The sequence below is a fragment of the Winogradskyella rapida genome, from assembly GCF_042675845.1.
In the GTDB taxonomy this organism is placed as follows: domain Bacteria; phylum Bacteroidota; class Bacteroidia; order Flavobacteriales; family Flavobacteriaceae; genus Winogradskyella; species Winogradskyella rapida.
The window spans coordinates 257,514-276,014 of sequence record NZ_JBHTKM010000001.1 but is presented as its reverse complement, the minus strand read 5'-3'; the positions used below and the strand labels follow the sequence as shown (position 1 = coordinate 276,014).

Below are 18,501 nucleotides of genomic sequence, written 5' to 3'. Positions count from 1 at the left end.
CGCATCTAAAGCTATGATTATGAAAACTAATGATGAAATGAATAAAAAAGTTAAAGACACCTTTGATGCCATGGCGTCTATTGAAGAGGTTAAAGTGTCTCCTTTTTTTAAGGAAAATGTAATGCATCAAATTCGTCAGGCATCCGAAGAGGTTCAGGAGGCTACGGGGTCATGGTTTACGCCTCAATTACAATTGGTAACATTAGTGGCCATTGTAATATTAAATATCATGGCATTTAACAGTTTAAAAGAAACCACTTACGATGAGAGTCTTAGTAGTTTTGCTGAGTCTTATGGTTTATCTACAAATTTAGAAACGTCTATAATTAACTAATTATGAAGAAAAATATAATTGTCTATATATTGCTTATTTTTCTAATTGTGGTTAACGGTTTTTTCTTGTTTAATTATATGGGGAAAAACAGGATGCAGAGCAGCAATGCACCACAAGAAAATAGAGATTTTTTAGTTAAAGAGCTCGGATTTAATAACGCACAATTAGCAGCGTTTAATCCTAAAAATGAAGCCCATCATGCCTTAATGAAACGGTTGTCTGATGATATTAGAAATCTAAAAGATGAACTTTATAATAAGTTATCTGATACGCATGTTGAGGCCTCTACCATAGATTCGCTAGCCGTATTAATTAGTGAAAAAGAAAGCGAAAAGGAAAAAGAAATCTTTTATCATTTTAAAATGATTCAAGAATTGTCTAATGATAAGCAGAAAGAAAAATTTAAAAGCATTATAATGGACGCCCTTCGTCAAGGCGATCAAGGTCAAGGACCACCACCAAGAGAAGGGCAAGGGCATAGACCGCCACCACCCGAAAGAAATTAATAACGACAGACTATAAAAAAAGACCTTCAGCAATTGAAGGTCTTTTTTTTGTTTTTTTTAACATAAGAGAACACAAGTTAAAAACTAAAAAGACATCTAAAGGTGTATAAGTTGTAAAAAGCTTAAGCAGGATAAGACTATCCGCATAATACATAAACTCTAAAATTTAGAACAGATGAAAAACCTAAAAAGTAATTTTAACCTCTTGTACTTCGCCTTACTATTTAGTGTCGCTCTAGTCACTTTTAATGCTTGTAGTACTGATGATGATAGTTCAACGACAACCGCTACAGATGATGATATTGAAGAGGTAGACGATAGTGATTTTGAAGCTACAGATTGGACTACCGAAACACACAGTAAAGATGCTGACCCTAATTTTGAAGAAGTCTTTGAAGACGATGCCGTAAAACGAATAGATATTGTAATCACTGAATCTAGATGGGAAAGTATGTTAGACGATATGACGGATTTATACGGTGCCTTTGGAAGTGGTAACGGATCGTTCTCAGATGATGATGAAGATCCTATTTTTGTGCCTGCTGAAGTTTTTTATAACGGCATAGAATGGTATAGAGTAGGAGTGCGCTTTAAAGGAAATTCTAGCTTGGCCTCTTCTTGGGCTAATGGTATTCTTAAGCTGTCTCTAAAACTCGATTTTGATGAGTTTGAAGATGATTATCCACAGATTGATAACCAACGTTTTTATGGATTTAAAAAGTTAAGTCTAAAAAATAATTATAACGATAAATCGATGCTGAGAGAAAAAGTTGCTGGTGATGTTTTTAGAAATGCAGGTTTGGTCGGATCGCATACAGCTTTCTATACGGTGTATATAGATCATGGTGATGGACCTATTTATTTCGGACTCTATACTTTAGTTGAAGAAGTAGACGATACGGTTATAGATACTCAATTCTCAGATAATGATGGTAATTTATACAAGCCAGATGGGGACGCAGCGAGTTTTGCTTATGGTTCTTATGATGAAGATGAATTGGTGAAGAAAACCAATGAAGATGAGGCTGATTTCTCTGATGTTGAAAGTCTTTATACGATACTTAATGATGCTAGTAGAACTTCAGATGCAGCAAGCTGGAGAACCAATCTCGATGCGGTTTTAGATACCGATGTATTTTTAAAATATTTAGCGACCAATACGGTGATTCAAAATTGGGATACCTACGGAAGAATGACGCATAACTATTTCCTCTATAATGATGCCGATACTGATAAATTAACTTGGATTCCTTGGGATAATAATGAAGCCTTACAAACTGGAAATATGCAAGGCGCTTTACCTTTAGATTTCTCAGGACTAAACAGTAACGAATGGCCATTGATTGGGTATTTATACGCCGATGATGTGTATAGAGCGCAATACAATACTTATGTGCAAGAGGTTGTTGATGGTGCCTTTAGCGTGAGTGAAATTCAGGCACAATACGCGTCGTACTCCGCCTTAATTGAGCCTTATGCAACTTCAGAATTGGATGGTTATACATTTTTAAATGGAAGCTCCGATTTTCAGTCGGCAGTAAGTACCTTAAATGCCCATGTGGTCTCACGTAATAGTGCGGTAAGTACGTACTTAAGTAATCAGTAAAAAAAGATGTTTTAGTTTTTAATAATAATAGTTTAGTGAAAGCTTCGTAAAGATTTGCGAAGCTTTTTCTTAAAGGTATACAGCATTATTTTATTCATCAATAAACCCTATTATCATCATTTTTTATTTGTGTTTTTTTTAACACGAAGACGCAATAGTTTAAAGTGATAAGCACATCTAAAAGTATATAATCTTAAAATAAAAAGACATGAAAAGTAACACAATGACAACAGCAGTATTAGCATTTGGTTTAATGATCAGTTCAAGTATAGGATTTGCACAATCGCAAGATCGACAAGAGCGTAAAGCGCCACCAACATTTGCACAACTATTAGAAGAAATGGATGCGAATGAGGATGGGAAACTAGCAGAATCTGAAATTAAAGGGCCTTTAAAAGATCAATTTTCTAAAATTGACACAGATGAAGACGGATTTATAAGTGAAGAGGAGTTTAAAAACGCACCAAAACCAGAACGAAAAAAACGATAAGCACCTAAAGCTCTAGCATACAACCTCAGTGTGCAGCGCTTAAAAAGGTATAAAAAAGATTGTAAAATTGGATTCTGTATATTCATGTGCAGCATCAAGATTTTATAATAGATAGTTTGATTGATTGTTTTGAGAAAAGGCTTCGTAAGAAATTGCGAAGCTTTTTTATTCCTCTAAAAAAACAACTAAAAATACCCCAACCTCATTATGCGAATATTTAGAAAAATTAGAAAAAAATTATTGGTGTCTGGTAAGATTAAAAACTATTTAATTTACGCTCTTGGAGAGATTATTTTAATTGTACTAGGGGTTTTAATTGCCTGGAAAATTAATACGCTTAATGAGTTGCGAAAAAATAAAATTGTTGAAATTAAAATTTACCAATCTTTAAATGAAGAGTTAAACGCCAATTTAGACCTATTAGATTATGCCATTGCTAGTTATACTCAAAATGTGCAAAACCTAGATAGTACTATTGATTTAATTTTAGAAGAGACGCCGAAGCTATTGTCTGACGACGAAAAAAAAGCCATTATTGATGTAGCTTATAAACCTACTCAATTACACAATGGTGCTATAAATTCTGTAAACACCACCAATAAATTTGAGTTTATAGAAAGTGTATTCTTAAAAGATCTCATTGCCGCTTACCCTAATGAATTAGATAATTTTCAGAATCAAGAAACTAAAATTGAAAACATTATAGTTAATCGCTTGCAGCCCACCATAGAAAAGTACATTTCCCTTATTGATATTTTAACGCAGCGTGAGTTTCCATGTCAGGAGCATAAAGAGTTTACTTTGGCCTCTAATTATGATAATTTACTGTTAAGTAGATCGTATCAAAACTGTTTGGTAGATCGGTTATTGCAAACGGAAATCCAACTAGAAAATGCAAAAACACTGCGCGATAAAACTCAAATGATCGCTTATAAGCTTACTAAAGAACTAGAAAATGAGTAGGCTGCAAAAAAAAATAGTAAAGTGCCGCAAGTTTAATTTCGTTATGGCATCTAAAGCTATAGGATTAATCTAATGATGAGGTGCTGTTCCACCAAATTGTAGTTTAAGTTTATAAATTGTTTTAATAAGACTTCGTACACCAATACGAAGTCTTTATTATTTTTTTTGAATGTCAGCTAAAAAAAAATACGGGGACACCGCAAGTTTATAAATCGTATGGCATCTAAACTTTAAATCAAAATAAATAACACGGATGAATATGAAGTCATTTTTAGTACTCCTTGCTTTCGCTGGTAGTCTATCTGTTTTTTCACAAGGCGGTAGAGGTGGACGTCAAGGTGGAGGGCCGCCAAATGGAGAACAACCTGAAGCGTCAGAAATTTTGAAGCTGTTAGATACCAATAACGACGGTAAAATAGAAGCCCGTGAAGCTGCAAACGACCGAAGAGGAAAAATTGCTGAAGATTTTGAAGAAATTGATATTGATGGTGACGGTTTTGTTTCTCTTGAAGAACTAGAGGCCTCACTTAATGGAACGGTTTTAAAATCTGTAACAGTAGAAAAACTACTTGAAGCCATTGATCATGATGGCGATGGGATGCTAAATGAATTAGAGATTGCCGCTAAGGATCAACGGGACTTGATGGCTGATTTTAAGACCATTGATCGTAACGGAGATGCTCAGTTAGATGAAGAAGAATTAAAAGCCTATTACCAAAAATAAGATTCACAAAAACGAAACCACTAAAAAGATAAGAGCCCTTTTATACTGCTCTAAAGACAAACAAATATTAACTAAAATAATCATATGGAAATGAAAGATGTATTAAAATTATTAGGCTTAACTGTATTAATGTTTACACTGAATACTGCTTGTTCGGAAGATGACAGCACAGACGATTCAACATCAGGTGTATCGGATACCGACGATGAGGTCGTTACAGAACTTCACCCTGCTTTTGCCGCGTTTAATTCAGACGCCACAACAATCTATTTAGAAGGATCACAAGTTGTTATTGAAACTTCGGGGTTACCAGATCATGAAACCGTGTATTGGGGAGAAGGCCATGAGTTATATAGAGATGAGCCTACAGTAGATGTTACCCCTAGTATTATGTCTAGTAATAATAATGCGGTAACCATAATGGTAGATGCAACGCCAGATCTTACTGGAAGTTCTGTTGCTACAAATTTCGATACTATCGGCATTGCGGTAAGTGGCGTATCAATATTTAATGATCAAGAAGGTGCAGGGCAATTAGACGAAGCTGCGGGGTCTTTAGATTGGACAGGAGGCCATATTGGTCCTGGGGTGTATCATTACCATTTAGAGCCTAAAGCGTTCAGTGATGATGACGATGCTTTGGTGGGTATATTATTAGATGGTGTATTTCTCTATGGAAGACAATGTGCTTCTACCGGAACGTATCCAACGGATTTAGATGTTTCAGGAGGGCATACCTCTGCAACTCAATATACTAATGGAGAGGAAGAATATCATTATCATATTATCAATGAAGTGTATTCTACAACAGGTTCTTATTTAGCTTTTGCAGGACCATTTCAAGGGTATTAATTTATGAGATTTCTAATTTTAGCGCTTAGCGTATTACTTTCTTATTATAGCTGTCAGGAGCGGGCGAGCAATTCTGTTGCTCAAAACGCTCCTAAAGCTAAAGACCTTGAGTTGCTTATTAGCGATACCCTGGTTAAAAAGTCAGATTTAGTCTTAAATCCATTAAACGGCGTCTGGTCTTATAACGATAAGCCTTATAATGGTTATGCGGTTAAAGAAAATGCGAAAGGGCAGCATATTGAGAAATTAGGATTCTACCAAGGGAAACGGCAAGGTGTTGCCAAAACATGGTCCGATAACGGGGTGTTGCGCAGTAAGGCTTATTATCATCAGAATAAATTAGAAGGGCTTTACACAAGTTATTGGGAAAATGGCCTTGTGGCTTTAGAGGTCACTTATAAAGCCGGAAAAAAAGAAGGCCGAGAGAAACAGTTTTACTCTAATGGTGAACTTTCAAAACTACGCTGGTTAGAAGGCGGGAAGGAAAAAGGTTTACAAAAGGCCTGGCTACCCAATGGAAAATTATATGTGAATTACGAAGTTAAAAACGATAGAGTTTTTGGACTGATGCGTGCAAACGCTTGTTATAAATTAGAAAATGAAAAAGTTGTTAAGAAGAAATAAGGGCATTTTAGGGGTACTTGTATTAGGAATACTAGTATTAGGATGCAATGAAGCGAAGACCAAAACGGTTAATGATGTTGAAACCGATAGTCGTGTAGCCTACTTGCCCTACTATAATGAAGAATCGTTTACACCCCAGTGGTTGGTGCCAGGTAGTGAGGAAGAGCAGGCCTTTCATAAGATTAAAGATTTTAAACTTACGAACCAGCTTGGGGAAACCGTAACTCAAGATACTTTTAAGGATAAGATTTATATTACAGATTTCTTTTTTACGAGTTGCCCTGGAATCTGTCCGCAAATGACAGGACATATGTTTCAATTGCAAGAAACCTTTAAAGACGATGATGATATTTTATTTTTATCACATTCCGTGACGCCGACGCAAGATTCCATACCGGTTTTAAAACAATATGCCGATAAGCATGGGGTGATTCCGCATAAATGGCATTTGGTTACAGGGGAGCGAACAGAAATCTACGACTTGGGCCGAACCCAATATTTTGTTGAAAATGATTTAGGGACTCCAAAGACTCTTGAAGATTTTTTACATACTGAGAATTTCTTATTAATTGATAAGGATAAGCATATTAGAGGGATATACAACGGTTTAAACAGAGCGTCTATGCAACAATTAATTATTGATGCTAAAGCTTTAAAGGATGAGGAGGCCTTGCATTAGCAGACCACTTGTAGAAATACAGCTTTATTTTTGATGATTACCTCTTAAGTCCTGAAGGTTTTCTATTTTTATAAAAAAAAGAAATCTTATGCGATTATTAAGTTTAGGCTTGTTGCTTTTACTATTAGGAGCCTGTAAAACAAATGGCTTACAAAATGCCAAAAAAACGCCTCTGGTAACCATGGTTCCTATGGTGGAAGATAGCACCTTAAATGTAAGAGCGCTAGAAATCTTAGATTCTGTTGGTCCTATGTATTTAACCTCTAAAGGGGAGTTAGGAATGCTATTCCAAAATAAAGTACTACAATCTGTAGATACATTAAATGCTCCATCGTTTACCAATAACACGGTCAATCTGTCTACAGACTCACTTCAATTAAACTTTAGAGCCTTAGCGGTGAATAAAGACAAGGGCTATGGAATTACCATTGGGAATCCCGCCTTACTCTACCAACTGAATGCAGATAAAGAAAAGAATACTATTGTGTATTCTGAACATCATCCTGATGTGTTTTATGACGCTATGGATTTTTGGAATGATCAAGAAGGCATTGTTATTGGCGATCCTACGGAAGGGTGTATGAGTATTCTTATTACACGTGATGGTGGTGAAACTTGGTCTAAGTTAAGTTGCGATAATTTACCTCCTATAATAGAAGGTGAAGCGGCTTTTGCGGCTAGCGATACTAATATTGCCATTGTAGGTGATCACACTTGGGTGGCTACAGGAGGAAAGGCCAGTAGAGTTTTATATTCCCCAGACAAAGGGATGCATTGGCGTGTTTTTGAAACGCCTATCGTGCAAGGTAAGGCAACAACAGGGATTTACTCTATTGATTTTTACGACCGTTACACGGGATTTGCTATTGGTGGCGATTATACTGAAGCAGATGCCAATACGGCCAATAAAATAAGAACTTCAGATGGAGGCGTAACTTGGGAAGTGGTTGCAAATAAAACCGGACCAGGGTATCGAAGTTGTGTGCAGTATGTACCGCATAGCAATGGACAAAAACTTGTTGCTGTAGGGTTTAAAGGTGTGGATTATAGTAGTGATGCTGGAGAAACCTGGACCCATTTAAGTGACGAAGGTTTTTATACGATTCGGTTTTTAAATGATTCTGTTGCCTATGCCGCAGGTAATGGTCGGATTAGTAAATTACTATTTCAATTATAAAAAAAAGGAAGCTCATGAGGCTTCCTTTTTTTTTATTGTGATCTAACGTTTATTTATCGTTAGCATGTCGTTTTTTGTATTCTTCAAACATTTTTTGTCGGAAAGAATGTTCTGCATGATACAGTTTAATTATTTTCTTAGCCGGAAGAATCTGCAGTAAGTCGTTTAAGTACTTAGACTCCAATGCCATTTTCTGCTGTTCTATCTCTTCGATATCTAACAATAGGGTTTTAGCTTCAGCTTCAGAAAGCGACTCTAGCTTTTTTTCTTTACGTCGGTTTTTAGAGGCATCTCTAAGATTATTTTGAGCAGTCTCATTGGCATTATAAATGGGCCAAAATTTTTGAGCTTCTGTTTTAGTTAAGTCTAATTGCTCTGTAATATGGGCAATTTTTAAAGCTTTTATTTTTTCGCGGTCCATGCGTTGTGCAAATACGCTTACGGAGAACAACAGCCCTAAAAATAGCGTCATGGCAATTTTGGTGCGGTTAATCTTATTGTGGTGGGTCTTTGAAACGTTCATAGGCTATTATTCAAAAATTAAATCTTCAGTGTCTATTTGCTCAAAATATTGATCTAAGGTCTCATCTGAGATGGAAAGGTCTATAAAATCGGTCTCCGAGATCTCGTCGGACAAAAATAAAGAGGCAAAATCTTCATTAGTGTATTCTTCTTGGTATAAATACCCTTCAATTATTGCGGTGTCTATAGTATCAAAAGATACCGTGTTTTTTGTGTTAAAAATTAAGCTGAAAAACAATGCAAAACTGGCTGCAATCCCTGCCACATAATAAAATGAGCGTTTGGGTTTTAACGGAATAACAGGGGTAGGTTTTGGATCTTCAACCTGATTTAAAATCTGTGCTTCTACATCGCTAAAATAAGAATCTGGAACGCTAAAACCTGGTTGTTCTATCGCGTCTAAACTTGAGGTCTTATGGAGACGTTCAAAAAAATCAGTTTCAAACGACTCAAAATAATGATCTGGCGTTTTTAATCCTGTAGATTTGATTTTATGTAAGTTTTCGTTTTTCATTTTTTTTAGGCTATACTGTTTTCAGTAGGTGTTTTTACTGTCCTAGAAAAGCTTAGATAACTGTTAGACTTCAAATTAGAAGAATGGTTTAATCGGCAGTTAAAAAGGCTTCAATTTTTTTTGCTGCGATATGGTATGAGGCTTTTAAAGCGCCTTCGCTAGTCTCTAAAATTTCAGCAATATCCTTATACTTTAAATCGTCAAAATAACGCATATTAAAAACAAGTTGTTGCTTTTCGGGTAAAGTCGCAATGGCTTTTTGTAATTGAAGTTGAATGGCATCTCCTTCAAAATAGACATCAGCGGTTAGATTATTAATGGCGCGGTCTTGGTACTCTTCATTAGTAATCTGTAAGCGCTTTGCGTTCTTGTTAATTAAAGTAATCGATTCATTCGTTGCAATTCTATACATCCATGAAAAGAGTTTACTTTCCCCTTTAAACTTGTCGATACTTCTATAAATTTTAATAAAAGTGTTTTGAAGCACATCATCGGCATCGGCATGATTCAGTACTATTTTTCGTATATGCCAATACAAGCGCTCCTTATAGAGTTGTAATAATTCTCTAAAGGCATTTTCTTTAGACTTAGGGTCTTGTAAGCGCGCAATAAATTCCGATTCGTTAACCAAGTATAAAAGCTTTACTATTTAGACTTGTGAATGTAATAAAAGTTTAATGCCTTAACGTTAATATTTTGCCTTGCTTTTGTTAGTGCTGATTATTAGGTCTTTACGGTACTTTAACTCGTTAAAGTGTAAATAAAATCGATAAAATACATATTTTATTTGGTGGCTATGAGAATTTGTTATATGTTTGTCTCAGCTTAACCTAATAAGCGTTATCATTGCCCCAAGTTTGATAACAAAAAAGGATGTATCGTAAGACACATCCTTTTTCTATTTAATAAAGTTCCAAGATTACTCAAAGCTCTGCATGTCTACGAGCTTACGATAAACACCATTCTGAGCAATTAATTCGGCATGTGTACCTTGTTCAGCAATTTCACCTTTGTTCATAACGACGATCTCATCGGCATTTTGAATGGTAGAAAGACGGTGTGCAATCACAATAGAAGTTCTATTTTTCATCATTTTTTCTAGCGCATCTTGCACCAGTTTTTCACTCTCTGTATCTAAAGCTGAGGTCGCTTCATCTAAGATCATAATTGGTGGATTTTTAAGAACCGCTCTCGCAATACTCAAACGTTGTTTTTGACCACCAGATAATTTTCCACCAGAATCTCCGATGTTAGTATCTATACCATTTGGTAAGTCTTTTACAAACTCCCAAGCATTGGCAATCTTTAAAGCATCTATGATTTCCTCATCAGTAGCATCCGCTTTACCTATTTTTAGGTTATGCGCAACCGTGTCATTAAATAAGATTGAATCTTGAGTTACTAAGCCCATTAAATCACGCAGGGAATGCTTAGTGATTTGTTTAATGTCATCGCCATCAATGGTAATGCTACCTTCGTTAACATCATAAAACCGTGTCACTAAATTAGCAATCGTACTTTTTCCACTTCCTGACTGTCCAACTAAGGCTACACTTTTACCTTTAGGTACGCTAAGAGAGAAATTTTTAAGCACCAAATCATCTTCATATTTAAAAGAAATTTGATTCAGTTTAAGTTCCGACTCAAACGCTGTTTTTACCTTGGCGTCGCTAGGATCTTGTACTATAGATTCTGTATTTAAAATCTCTAAAACACGATCTGCAGAAGCATTACCAGATTTTACTTTATAAGACGCTTTACTAATCGCTTTTGCAGGGGTTAGTATGTTGTAGGCTAATGCCATATACGTAATAAACTGATCTGGCGTTAAGGTTTTATCAACTAGCACCATTTGGCCTCCATATAATAGAATTACGGCGATAACAACAATACCTAAAAACTCAGAGGTTGGTGAGGCTAAATTCTGTCTATGGGCTAATTCGTTAGCAAATTTATACAGTCTAGAGGTAGATCTCTGAAAAGTTGTGTTAAACCTACTTTCTGCATTAAACCCTTTGATAACTTTTAAACCGTTTAAGGTTTCGTCTAATACGGACAGAAAGGCTCCATTTTCTTCTTGGACACGTTTAGAACGTTTCTTTAAACTTTTTCCAACTCTAGAGATTATAATTCCTGAAATTGGAATAAATATAAAGACGAAAATGGTAAGTTTTAGACTGATGGTGAACATTACAATAATGGTAAATATAATGGTCAAAGGTTCTCTTACAAGCAATTCTAAAATTGCTAATAATGAATTTTGAATTTCATTAACATCACCTGAAATCCTTGCTATAATATCTCCTTTTCTTTTTTCTGAAAAATAGGAGATCGGAAGGGTTACGGTTTTATTGTACAGTTCATTTCTAATGTCTTTTAGAATTCCATTTCTCAGGTAGGCTAAGAAGAAATTAGAAAAATATCCTGCCGCATTTTTAAGTAAAAACGTCGCTAGGACAACACAAATCATTAATATTAAAACGTTGTATTGCCCGTCTGCTTCAATTTTTTGAGTAATAAAGAAATTTAAAGAGTCCTCTAAATAATCACCATATTCTAAAATGCCTTCATAATTAGCAGGAATTGGTTTGCTCGCAATTGGCTCTGCTGTTTTTAGCAAAACCTTTAGCATTGGCATTAGAGAAACAAATGATAAAGTCCCAAAAAGGGCATATAAAATATTAAAGAATATGTTTAGATAAGCATATTTCTTGTACGGGGTTATAAACCGCGTTAACTTCTTTATGTAGTCCATTAATTATAATTTCATATCCTTGAGGATAGCTTCGATTCTGTCATCCAACAATTGCTCCGCTTTTTCAAAGTCTGCCGAATTGTCAAGATCGGTATTAACACTGATGTAGAATTTTATTTTTGGTTCTGTACCACTCGGTCTTAAGGCTATTTTACTACCTTCTTCAGTATAATAAATTAAAACATTAGATTTTGGAATATCTATAGCTGTTTCTTCATTGGTTTGAAGGTTTTTAGAGATCGCTAATTGGTAGTCTTCAATTAAAACAACTTTTTCGCCATTGATTTCCTTTAGAGGATTAGCTCTAGCATCGACCATCATTTGTTTAATTTCTTGCGCTCCTTCAATGCCTTTTTTAGTTAAAGAAATTAAACGCTCTTTAAAGAAACCATGTTCAACGTATAAGTCAATTAAACTTTGGTACATAGTTTTACCTTCCGCCTTAGCTTGGGCTGCAATTTCGCAAGCCAATAGGGTAGAGGTTACAGCATCTTTATCGCGAACAAAATCACCCACCATAAAACCAAAACTTTCTTCTCCACCACCAATAAAATCCATGGTAGGGAAGTCTTTAATCATTTTAGCAATCCATTTAAATCCGGTTAAGCCTATTTTACACTCTACGTCATAAGCATTAGCTAATACAGACATCATTGGTGTAGATACAATGGTAGACCCTACAAATTGGTTATTATTTATTTTTCCTGAATTTTTCCATTGTTTCAATAAGAAATTGGTCATTAAAATCATGGTTTGGTTACCGTTAAGGATCACCAATTCATTCTCTAAATTACGTACCACAACACCTAAACGATCACAATCAGGATCGGTACCAATAACGATATCTCCATCTACTTTCTCTGCCAATTCCATAGCCATTTTTAAAGCTTCTGGTTCTTCAGGGTTAGGAGATACCACGGTTGGGAAATCGCCATTAGGCTCGCGTTGTTCTTCAACTATATTAACGTTGGTATAACCTGCAAGTTTTAAAGTTTCTGGAATAGCCGTAATAGAAGTTCCATGTAAAGACGTAAAAACAATATTTAAATTTTCCTTGGCCTCTTTAGGGGTGTCAAAACTTCCGTTTTCAATAGAGGCATTGATAAATACATCATCAACATCTTTACCGATATACTGAATTAAACTGTCATTAGCTTCAAACTTAATTTCAGAATAATTTAATTTATTGATGTCAGCAATAACGCCTGCGTCTTGTGGTGGTACCAATTGGCCACCATCTTGCCAGTACACTTTATACCCATTGTATTCTGGTGGGTTGTGAGAGGCTGTTAAAACAATTCCGCAATGACAATTTAAATCCTTTAAAGCAAATGATAATTCTGGTGTAGGTCTTAATTCTTCAAATAAAAAGACTTTAATACCGTTGGCAGAAAAGACATCTGCTACTAATTTTCCAAAAGTTTGGCTGTTGTGTCTACAATCATAAGCAATAGCCACCTTTAAATCTTCCCCAGGAAAAGAGGCTTTTAAGTAATTACTTAAACCTTGTGTGTTTTTCCCTAAGGTGTATTTATTAATGCGGTTGGTACCAAGTCCCATAACGCCACGCATTCCACCAGTTCCGAATTCTAAATCTTTATAAAAACTTTCTTCTAGCTCCTTAGGGTTTGTCGCCATAAGGTCTTTGATTTGAGTTTGAGAAGCGTCATCGAAAGTTGGTGTTAACCACGCGTTAACACGCTCTAATATTTCTGGTTTTATCGTTGTCATGGAAAAATGAGATTAATTGAAAATGAAATTGATTGAGTAACAAAAATAAACAATATAACAATTTTTTAGTAAGTAATTACCTTATAATTATACGGCTTTAGATAAATTTAATTCCTCTTTAATGAAGTAGCGACGTTGATTAGGATGATTAGTACGTAGCACAAGTTCTCCTAAGAAACCGGCAATGAAAAATTGCGAACCAATAATCATAGTTGAAAGCGCAATATAAAACTGTGGACGCTGGGTAATTAATCGGCCTGAAGGGTTTAAGAACAATTTGTCAATTCCAAGATAGAACGCAAAGCCAAAGCCAATAATGGTCATAATCACCCCAAGGGCCCCAAAAAGGTGCATTGGTCTTTTTCCGAAGTGAGAAATAAACCAAATGGTTATTAAATCTAGAAAACCATTGATAAAACGGTTCATTCCAAATTTAGTTTTCCCGTATTTTCGGGCTTGGTGTAACACCACTTTTTCACCGATATTAATAAAACCGGCATTTTTAGCTAAAACCGGGATATAGCGATGCATTTCGCCATAAACATCAATATGTTTTACAACGGTGTTATTGTAAGCTTTTAGGCCACAGTTAAAATCATTGAGTTGTACGCCTGAAGTTTTTCGAGCCGCCCAATTAAATAGTTTAGACGGTAGATTTTTAGAAATAACGGAATCGTAGCGTTTCTTTTTCCAGCCCGAGACCAAATCAAGTCCCTCTTGTTTTATCATTTTGAAGAGTTCCGGGATTTCTTCAGGATTATCTTGTAAATCGGCATCCATGGTAATCACAACATCCCCTTCAGCTTTTGCAAAACCGGCATGTAAAGCCTGAGATTTGCCAAAGTTTTTAAGAAACTTAATTCCTTTTACTTTAGGGTTTACTTCACTTAATTCTGTGATTATTGGCCATGATTGATCCGTACTACCATCATCTATAAATAGTATTTCGTAAGAAAACTGATTGGATTGCATCACTGATACAATCCAATTGTGTAATTCTTTTAAGGATTCCTCCTCATTTAGTAGTGGTATAACTACTGATATATCCATAGAGATTGGGTCTAATTTCTAAATTTCAAAAATAAAGAAATTAATTAAGCTGCGTCAGGATCTTTTCGTTTTGTAGCGGCAGCAACAATTAATCCTATAACAGAGAAACCAATTAATTGGTAAGCATTGGTTTTAATGGTATTCCCTAGAGAGAAGAAACTGTCCTCTGCTTCCAATTGTGCTCTCGCTTGATCGATGGCCTCTTGTGGTGCTCCAAAATTAGACATCATAGCAACTTGAGAGTTGATAATTTTTTCTTGAAGAATCACTGCAGCTTCAGGATCTACAATATTAAAGATAACAAAACCTATAAGGGCAGGTACTAATATACCAATAGCTATGGTGATAAAAAATGCAGAAAATGCTTCTTTAAAGCTTAAAAATCCGCCGTTAATCTTACGTGCTTTTACTGCTGAAATAATTCCGAAGATAATAACCAAGAACATTTGTCCGATACCAAACCACCACTGTGTAAATAAATCGAGGTAGATCGCATAACCTATAATTGTAAAAGAAGAGATGATGAGTGCTAGATATAGCCCCAAATTCATAGCAGAAGATTTCATAGTTTTATCCATAAGAAATGATATTAATTTAGTTAATGGACTTGTTAGTAGTCAAAGTTACATAAATGTTACATACATTTGTAAAATAAAAATTAAGAAAAAGATTGTAGGTTTGTAAAAAATATTTAAATTTGCACCTCGAAAAAATCGAATTTATTTAAAGCATTTAGTAATGAAAGCAGGAATACACCCAGAGAATTATAGAGTTGTAGCGTTTAAAGACATGTCTAATGAAGAGGTGTATTTAACCAAGTCTACAGCAGATACAAATGAAACTATCGATATCGATGGTACTGAATATCCATTAGTAAAATTAGAGATCTCTAGAACATCTCACCCTTTTTACACTGGGAAATCTAAATTGGTTGATACAGCTGGTCGTATTGATAAGTTTAAAAACAAATACGCTAAGTTTAAGAAATAAAACTTTGCTTACTCATATTATAAAAGCCTTTCTGATTTTCAGAAAGGCTTTTTTATGTTCTGTAATTACGTTATTTTTGAGTTTCAATACAGCTACTTTAGTAGAGTGGCGCTCGCATTATAAAAGCAATCTAAATTTAAATAATTGATGAACTATATTCTATTTGATGGTCCTTATCGTAATAATCTTTTACCTTTTACCTATACAAGACCTGTTGCAGATCTCAGAGTTGGAATATTAACCATACGCCAGAAATGGGAATCTTATGTAGAGTATACCACAACAACCATTACTGAAGATTATTTATCGGAAAAATATCCGATGGTAGAAATGGAAGAGAACATTATGATTAATGCTTCGTTTTTGCCCAATTTAGAAGTTGCAGAACTCGTTAAAAACTTAAAACACAATCAAGCTTTATTTAAAGGCGAAGATGTTATTGCCTTTTTTGCTAAAGAAGGAGAAGAACATTCTGATTTTTCTGATTTTGAAGCTATAGAATTTGAAGGCGAAATTTTAAAAATTGAACACACCTGGGATATTTTTGCTAAAAATGGGGCGGCTATTCTTGAAGATTTTAATCTAATTACTAAAGATCGCGAGTCAGAACCAATACCAGCAACTGTAAATACTCTTAATCCTGAACATATTTTTATCGAAAAGGGAGCAACCGTAAACTTTGCGACTTTAAATGCGAGTACGGGGCCAATTTATATTGGAAGAAATTCTGAAGTAATGGAAGGCTCAATTGTAAGAGGGCCTTTTGCACTCTGCCACGATGCCACCTTAAAAATGGCGAGTAAAATTTACGGCCCTACCACTGTGGGACCTCATAGTAAAGTTGGTGGAGAGGTAAATAATTCGGTGCTTTTTGGGTATTCTAACAAAGGGCACGATGGATTTTTAGGAAACTCTGTTTTAGGAGAGTGGTGTAATCTTGGCGCCGATACCAACAATAGTAATTTGAAAAACAATTATGCCGAAGTCCGTTTGTGGGATTATGAAACTGAAGGTTTTGCTAGAACCGGCTTACAGTTCTGCGGTTTAATGATGGGAGATCATAGTAAATGTGGAATTAATACCATGTTTAATACGGGGACCGTTGTAGGCGTAAGTGCGAATATCTTTGGAAGTGGTTTTCCGCGAAACTTTGTCCCTAGTTTTTCATGGGGAGGCAGTAAAGGCTTTGTAACTTACAAAACCGCTAAAGCTTTTGAAGTCGCCGAAGTAGTGATGCAAAGACGCCAAATAGAACTCACCACCATAGATAAAGCTATTTTAGAGCACGTTTTTGAAGAAACACAGAAGTATCGTAAATCTTAATGCGCTTCTTTTTTTACCGTTTTTAAGCTTAGTAAATTGGTTGGGTTGATGCCTAACCCATGAACATTCTTTTGTGTAAACCGAACCACTTCGTCATAAAACAAAGGGACTATTGGTGCAGATTCCATAATTAAAGCATCCATTTTGGTATATAGTGCTTCGCGCTTTTTAGCTTCGGTTTCTAAGTAAGCGGCTTCATACAAGGTATCGAATTCAGCGCTTTTAAAATGTGTATAGTTGGGGCCGTTGGGAGCAAAATTCTTACTGTAATAGAGGGAAAGGTAATTTTCGGCATCCGGATAATCTGCAATCCAACTCGCTCTAAAAAAGTCTACCTGACCATTAGATTTGGCATCTTTTAAACTAGACGGCGGAATAACATCAACATGGACCAAAAGTCCTGTTTTTTGGAGTTCACGCTGTATAAATTCGCAAAAACTCAGATAATTACTTGTGGTGGTTAATGTAATTTCTGGGTTTTGTATGCCCGTTTCTCGTTTGTATTCAGCCACCAATTGTTTTGCCAATTCAGGTTGGTAGGTATAGCCTATATGTTCATCATAACCGGGTAAGCCTTTTGGAATAAAACCACCGTTAGCGGGAATGCCAATACCATTTCTTAAATAGGTCATCATTTTAGCCCGATCAAAACCTACGTTAATAGCTTTTCGTAAAGATTTAGACTGAATGGTTTTAATTTCCGAAGGCATAAAAAAGCCTAAATACTCCGTGTTAAGGTAAGGGCCTCTAATCATTCTAACACGTTCTGCGTATTGGGCACGTAATTGACCATCTGCGGTTAATATTTCATCCTTATAAGAACTGTCTAAGCCTGAAACAAAATCAATATTCCCTTGTGCAAATTGCAAAAACTCACTTTGTTTATCGGGTAAAAAAGTGATAGCAACGGCTTCTAAATATGGTAGGTTTTGTCCTGTAGAATCCGTTTCAAAATAGGCGTTATTTTTTCTGAAGACAAGCTTTAGGTTTTCTTCCCAACGTTTAAATTTAAAAGGGCCTGTACCAATAGGGTGCGATCTAAAGTCATTGCCGTAATGCGCTACAATTTCCTGAGGCACCACCGAGCAATATTTCATGGTTAATAAGCCCAAGAAGGCCGGAAAAGGTTGTTTTAATTGTATTTGAAATACGGAATCGTTAACAGCTGAAAAATGATCCACTTTATTAAGAACCCAACTTCCAGGCGAGGCAATTTTAGAATCTAGAAGTCGCTTAAAACTGTATTCAAAGTCTGAAGCCACAACGGTTCGTGTAGAATCTTTCCCGAATAATTCATGCTTATGAAAAAACACATCCTTTCTTAATTGAAAGGTATAGGTTTGGGCATCTTCAGAAATGGTCCATGATTTTGCAATTGCAGGCTGTACATGGAGTTGGTTATCCATTTCTACCAACCCGTTAAAAAGTTGATTGCTGGCCCAAATATCAGCGAGATCCTTAGAAAAAGCAGGGTCTAAAGAGCCTATGTTTTTATGTTCATTGTACCGAAAAACTTGCGCTTCTGTATTTGTTTTTTGTTCAGAAGAACAAGCGCATAAGCCTACAAGTAAAAAACTATAGAGAAGTCGGTAGAATAAGGAGGATGTGAATTTTAGCATATAACTTATATGTTGTAAATTTGCCAACTTGGTAAAAATACA

At 35.5% G+C, this 18,501-nt stretch carries 20 protein-coding genes; 12 read left to right on the top strand and 8 right to left on the bottom strand.

Going from position 1 to position 18,501, the window contains the following annotated elements; all coding sequences use genetic code 11:
- Positions 1–19 precede the first annotated feature (19 nt).
- From ACFQ13_RS01290 to ACFQ13_RS01245, 10 genes are all read left to right on the top strand, one after another.
- Positions 20–334, top strand: a complete 315-nt coding sequence (locus ACFQ13_RS01290) for a hypothetical protein (protein ID WP_386113282.1) — start codon at positions 20–22, stop codon at positions 332–334.
- Positions 335–336: 2 nt separating this feature from the next.
- On the top strand, positions 337–840 hold the full coding sequence (locus ACFQ13_RS01285) for a hypothetical protein (protein ID WP_386113281.1): 504 nt from the start codon (positions 337–339) through the stop codon (positions 838–840).
- A gap of 175 nt (positions 841–1,015) precedes the next feature.
- Positions 1,016–2,446, top strand: a complete 1,431-nt coding sequence (locus tag ACFQ13_RS01280) for a CotH kinase family protein (RefSeq protein ID WP_386113280.1) — start codon at positions 1,016–1,018, stop codon at positions 2,444–2,446.
- 208 nt (positions 2,447–2,654) lie between these two features.
- Positions 2,655–2,936, top strand: a complete 282-nt coding sequence (locus ACFQ13_RS01275; RefSeq protein ID WP_114309946.1) for an EF-hand domain-containing protein — start codon at positions 2,655–2,657, stop codon at positions 2,934–2,936.
- A 207-nt stretch (positions 2,937–3,143) separates the two neighbouring features.
- Positions 3,144–3,899 (top strand): hypothetical protein, encoded by a 756-nt coding sequence (locus ACFQ13_RS01270; RefSeq protein ID WP_386113279.1) that lies wholly within the window; start codon positions 3,144–3,146, stop codon positions 3,897–3,899.
- Between the two features lie 259 nt (positions 3,900–4,158).
- Complete coding sequence (locus ACFQ13_RS01265) at positions 4,159–4,623, top strand: EF-hand domain-containing protein (RefSeq protein WP_386113278.1); 465 nt, start codon at positions 4,159–4,161, stop codon at positions 4,621–4,623.
- Between the two features lie 84 nt (positions 4,624–4,707).
- Positions 4,708–5,475 (top strand): YHYH protein, encoded by a 768-nt coding sequence (locus tag ACFQ13_RS01260; protein ID WP_386113277.1) that lies wholly within the window; start codon positions 4,708–4,710, stop codon positions 5,473–5,475.
- A gap of 3 nt (positions 5,476–5,478) precedes the next feature.
- A complete protein-coding gene (locus ACFQ13_RS01255) occupies positions 5,479–6,099 on the top strand; it encodes a toxin-antitoxin system YwqK family antitoxin (RefSeq protein WP_386113276.1) in 621 nt (206 codons plus the stop codon).
- Positions 6,074–6,778, top strand: coding sequence for an SCO family protein (locus tag ACFQ13_RS01250; RefSeq protein WP_386113275.1), 705 nt, complete (start codon positions 6,074–6,076; stop codon positions 6,776–6,778). The genes ACFQ13_RS01255 and ACFQ13_RS01250 overlap by 26 nt, the downstream gene beginning before the upstream one ends.
- An 88-nt stretch (positions 6,779–6,866) precedes the next feature.
- Positions 6,867–7,955 (top strand): oxidoreductase, encoded by a 1,089-nt coding sequence (locus ACFQ13_RS01245; RefSeq protein ID WP_386113274.1) that lies wholly within the window; start codon positions 6,867–6,869, stop codon positions 7,953–7,955.
- Positions 7,956–8,004: 49 nt separating this feature from the next.
- Here ACFQ13_RS01245 and ACFQ13_RS01240 read toward each other — a convergent pair whose 3' ends face one another.
- The 7 genes from ACFQ13_RS01240 to ACFQ13_RS01210 form a co-directional block, all read right to left on the bottom strand.
- Entirely contained in the window at positions 8,005–8,478 is a 474-nt protein-coding gene (locus ACFQ13_RS01240) for a Spy/CpxP family protein refolding chaperone (RefSeq protein WP_386113273.1), read from the bottom strand.
- Between the two features lie 6 nt (positions 8,479–8,484).
- Complete coding sequence (locus tag ACFQ13_RS01235) at positions 8,485–8,991, bottom strand: hypothetical protein (RefSeq protein ID WP_386113272.1); 507 nt, start codon at positions 8,989–8,991, stop codon at positions 8,485–8,487.
- Positions 8,992–9,079: 88 nt separating this feature from the next.
- Complete coding sequence (locus ACFQ13_RS01230; protein WP_386113271.1) at positions 9,080–9,622, bottom strand: RNA polymerase sigma factor; 543 nt, start codon at positions 9,620–9,622, stop codon at positions 9,080–9,082.
- A gap of 288 nt (positions 9,623–9,910) precedes the next feature.
- Positions 9,911–11,746 (bottom strand): ABC transporter ATP-binding protein, encoded by a 1,836-nt coding sequence (locus ACFQ13_RS01225; RefSeq protein ID WP_386113270.1) that lies wholly within the window; start codon positions 11,744–11,746, stop codon positions 9,911–9,913.
- 3 nt (positions 11,747–11,749) lie between these two features.
- Complete coding sequence (locus ACFQ13_RS01220; protein WP_386113269.1) at positions 11,750–13,477, bottom strand: phospho-sugar mutase; 1,728 nt, start codon at positions 13,475–13,477, stop codon at positions 11,750–11,752.
- An 87-nt stretch (positions 13,478–13,564) separates the two neighbouring features.
- The gene (locus tag ACFQ13_RS01215) at positions 13,565–14,527 is read right to left on the bottom strand and encodes a glycosyltransferase family 2 protein (protein ID WP_386113268.1); all 963 of its coding nucleotides are present in this window, start codon (positions 14,525–14,527) and stop codon (positions 13,565–13,567) included.
- A 44-nt stretch (positions 14,528–14,571) separates the two neighbouring features.
- Positions 14,572–15,093, bottom strand: coding sequence for a DUF4199 domain-containing protein (locus ACFQ13_RS01210; RefSeq protein ID WP_386113267.1), 522 nt, complete (start codon positions 15,091–15,093; stop codon positions 14,572–14,574).
- Positions 15,094–15,265: 172 nt separating this feature from the next.
- Here ACFQ13_RS01210 and ACFQ13_RS01205 point away from each other — a divergent pair, with 172 nt between their 5' ends.
- Both ACFQ13_RS01205 and ACFQ13_RS01200 read left to right on the top strand, forming a co-directional pair.
- Complete coding sequence (locus ACFQ13_RS01205; RefSeq protein ID WP_114309933.1) at positions 15,266–15,517, top strand: type B 50S ribosomal protein L31; 252 nt, start codon at positions 15,266–15,268, stop codon at positions 15,515–15,517.
- A gap of 147 nt (positions 15,518–15,664) precedes the next feature.
- On the top strand, positions 15,665–16,840 hold the full coding sequence (locus ACFQ13_RS01200; RefSeq protein WP_386113266.1) for a GlmU family protein: 1,176 nt from the start codon (positions 15,665–15,667) through the stop codon (positions 16,838–16,840).
- Here ACFQ13_RS01200 and ACFQ13_RS01195 read toward each other — a convergent pair.
- Positions 16,837–18,459 (bottom strand): ABC transporter substrate-binding protein, encoded by a 1,623-nt coding sequence (locus ACFQ13_RS01195; RefSeq protein ID WP_386113265.1) that lies wholly within the window; start codon positions 18,457–18,459, stop codon positions 16,837–16,839. The two genes, ACFQ13_RS01200 and ACFQ13_RS01195, sit on opposite strands and share 4 nt — an antisense overlap.
- Positions 18,460–18,501: the final 42 nt, after the last annotated feature.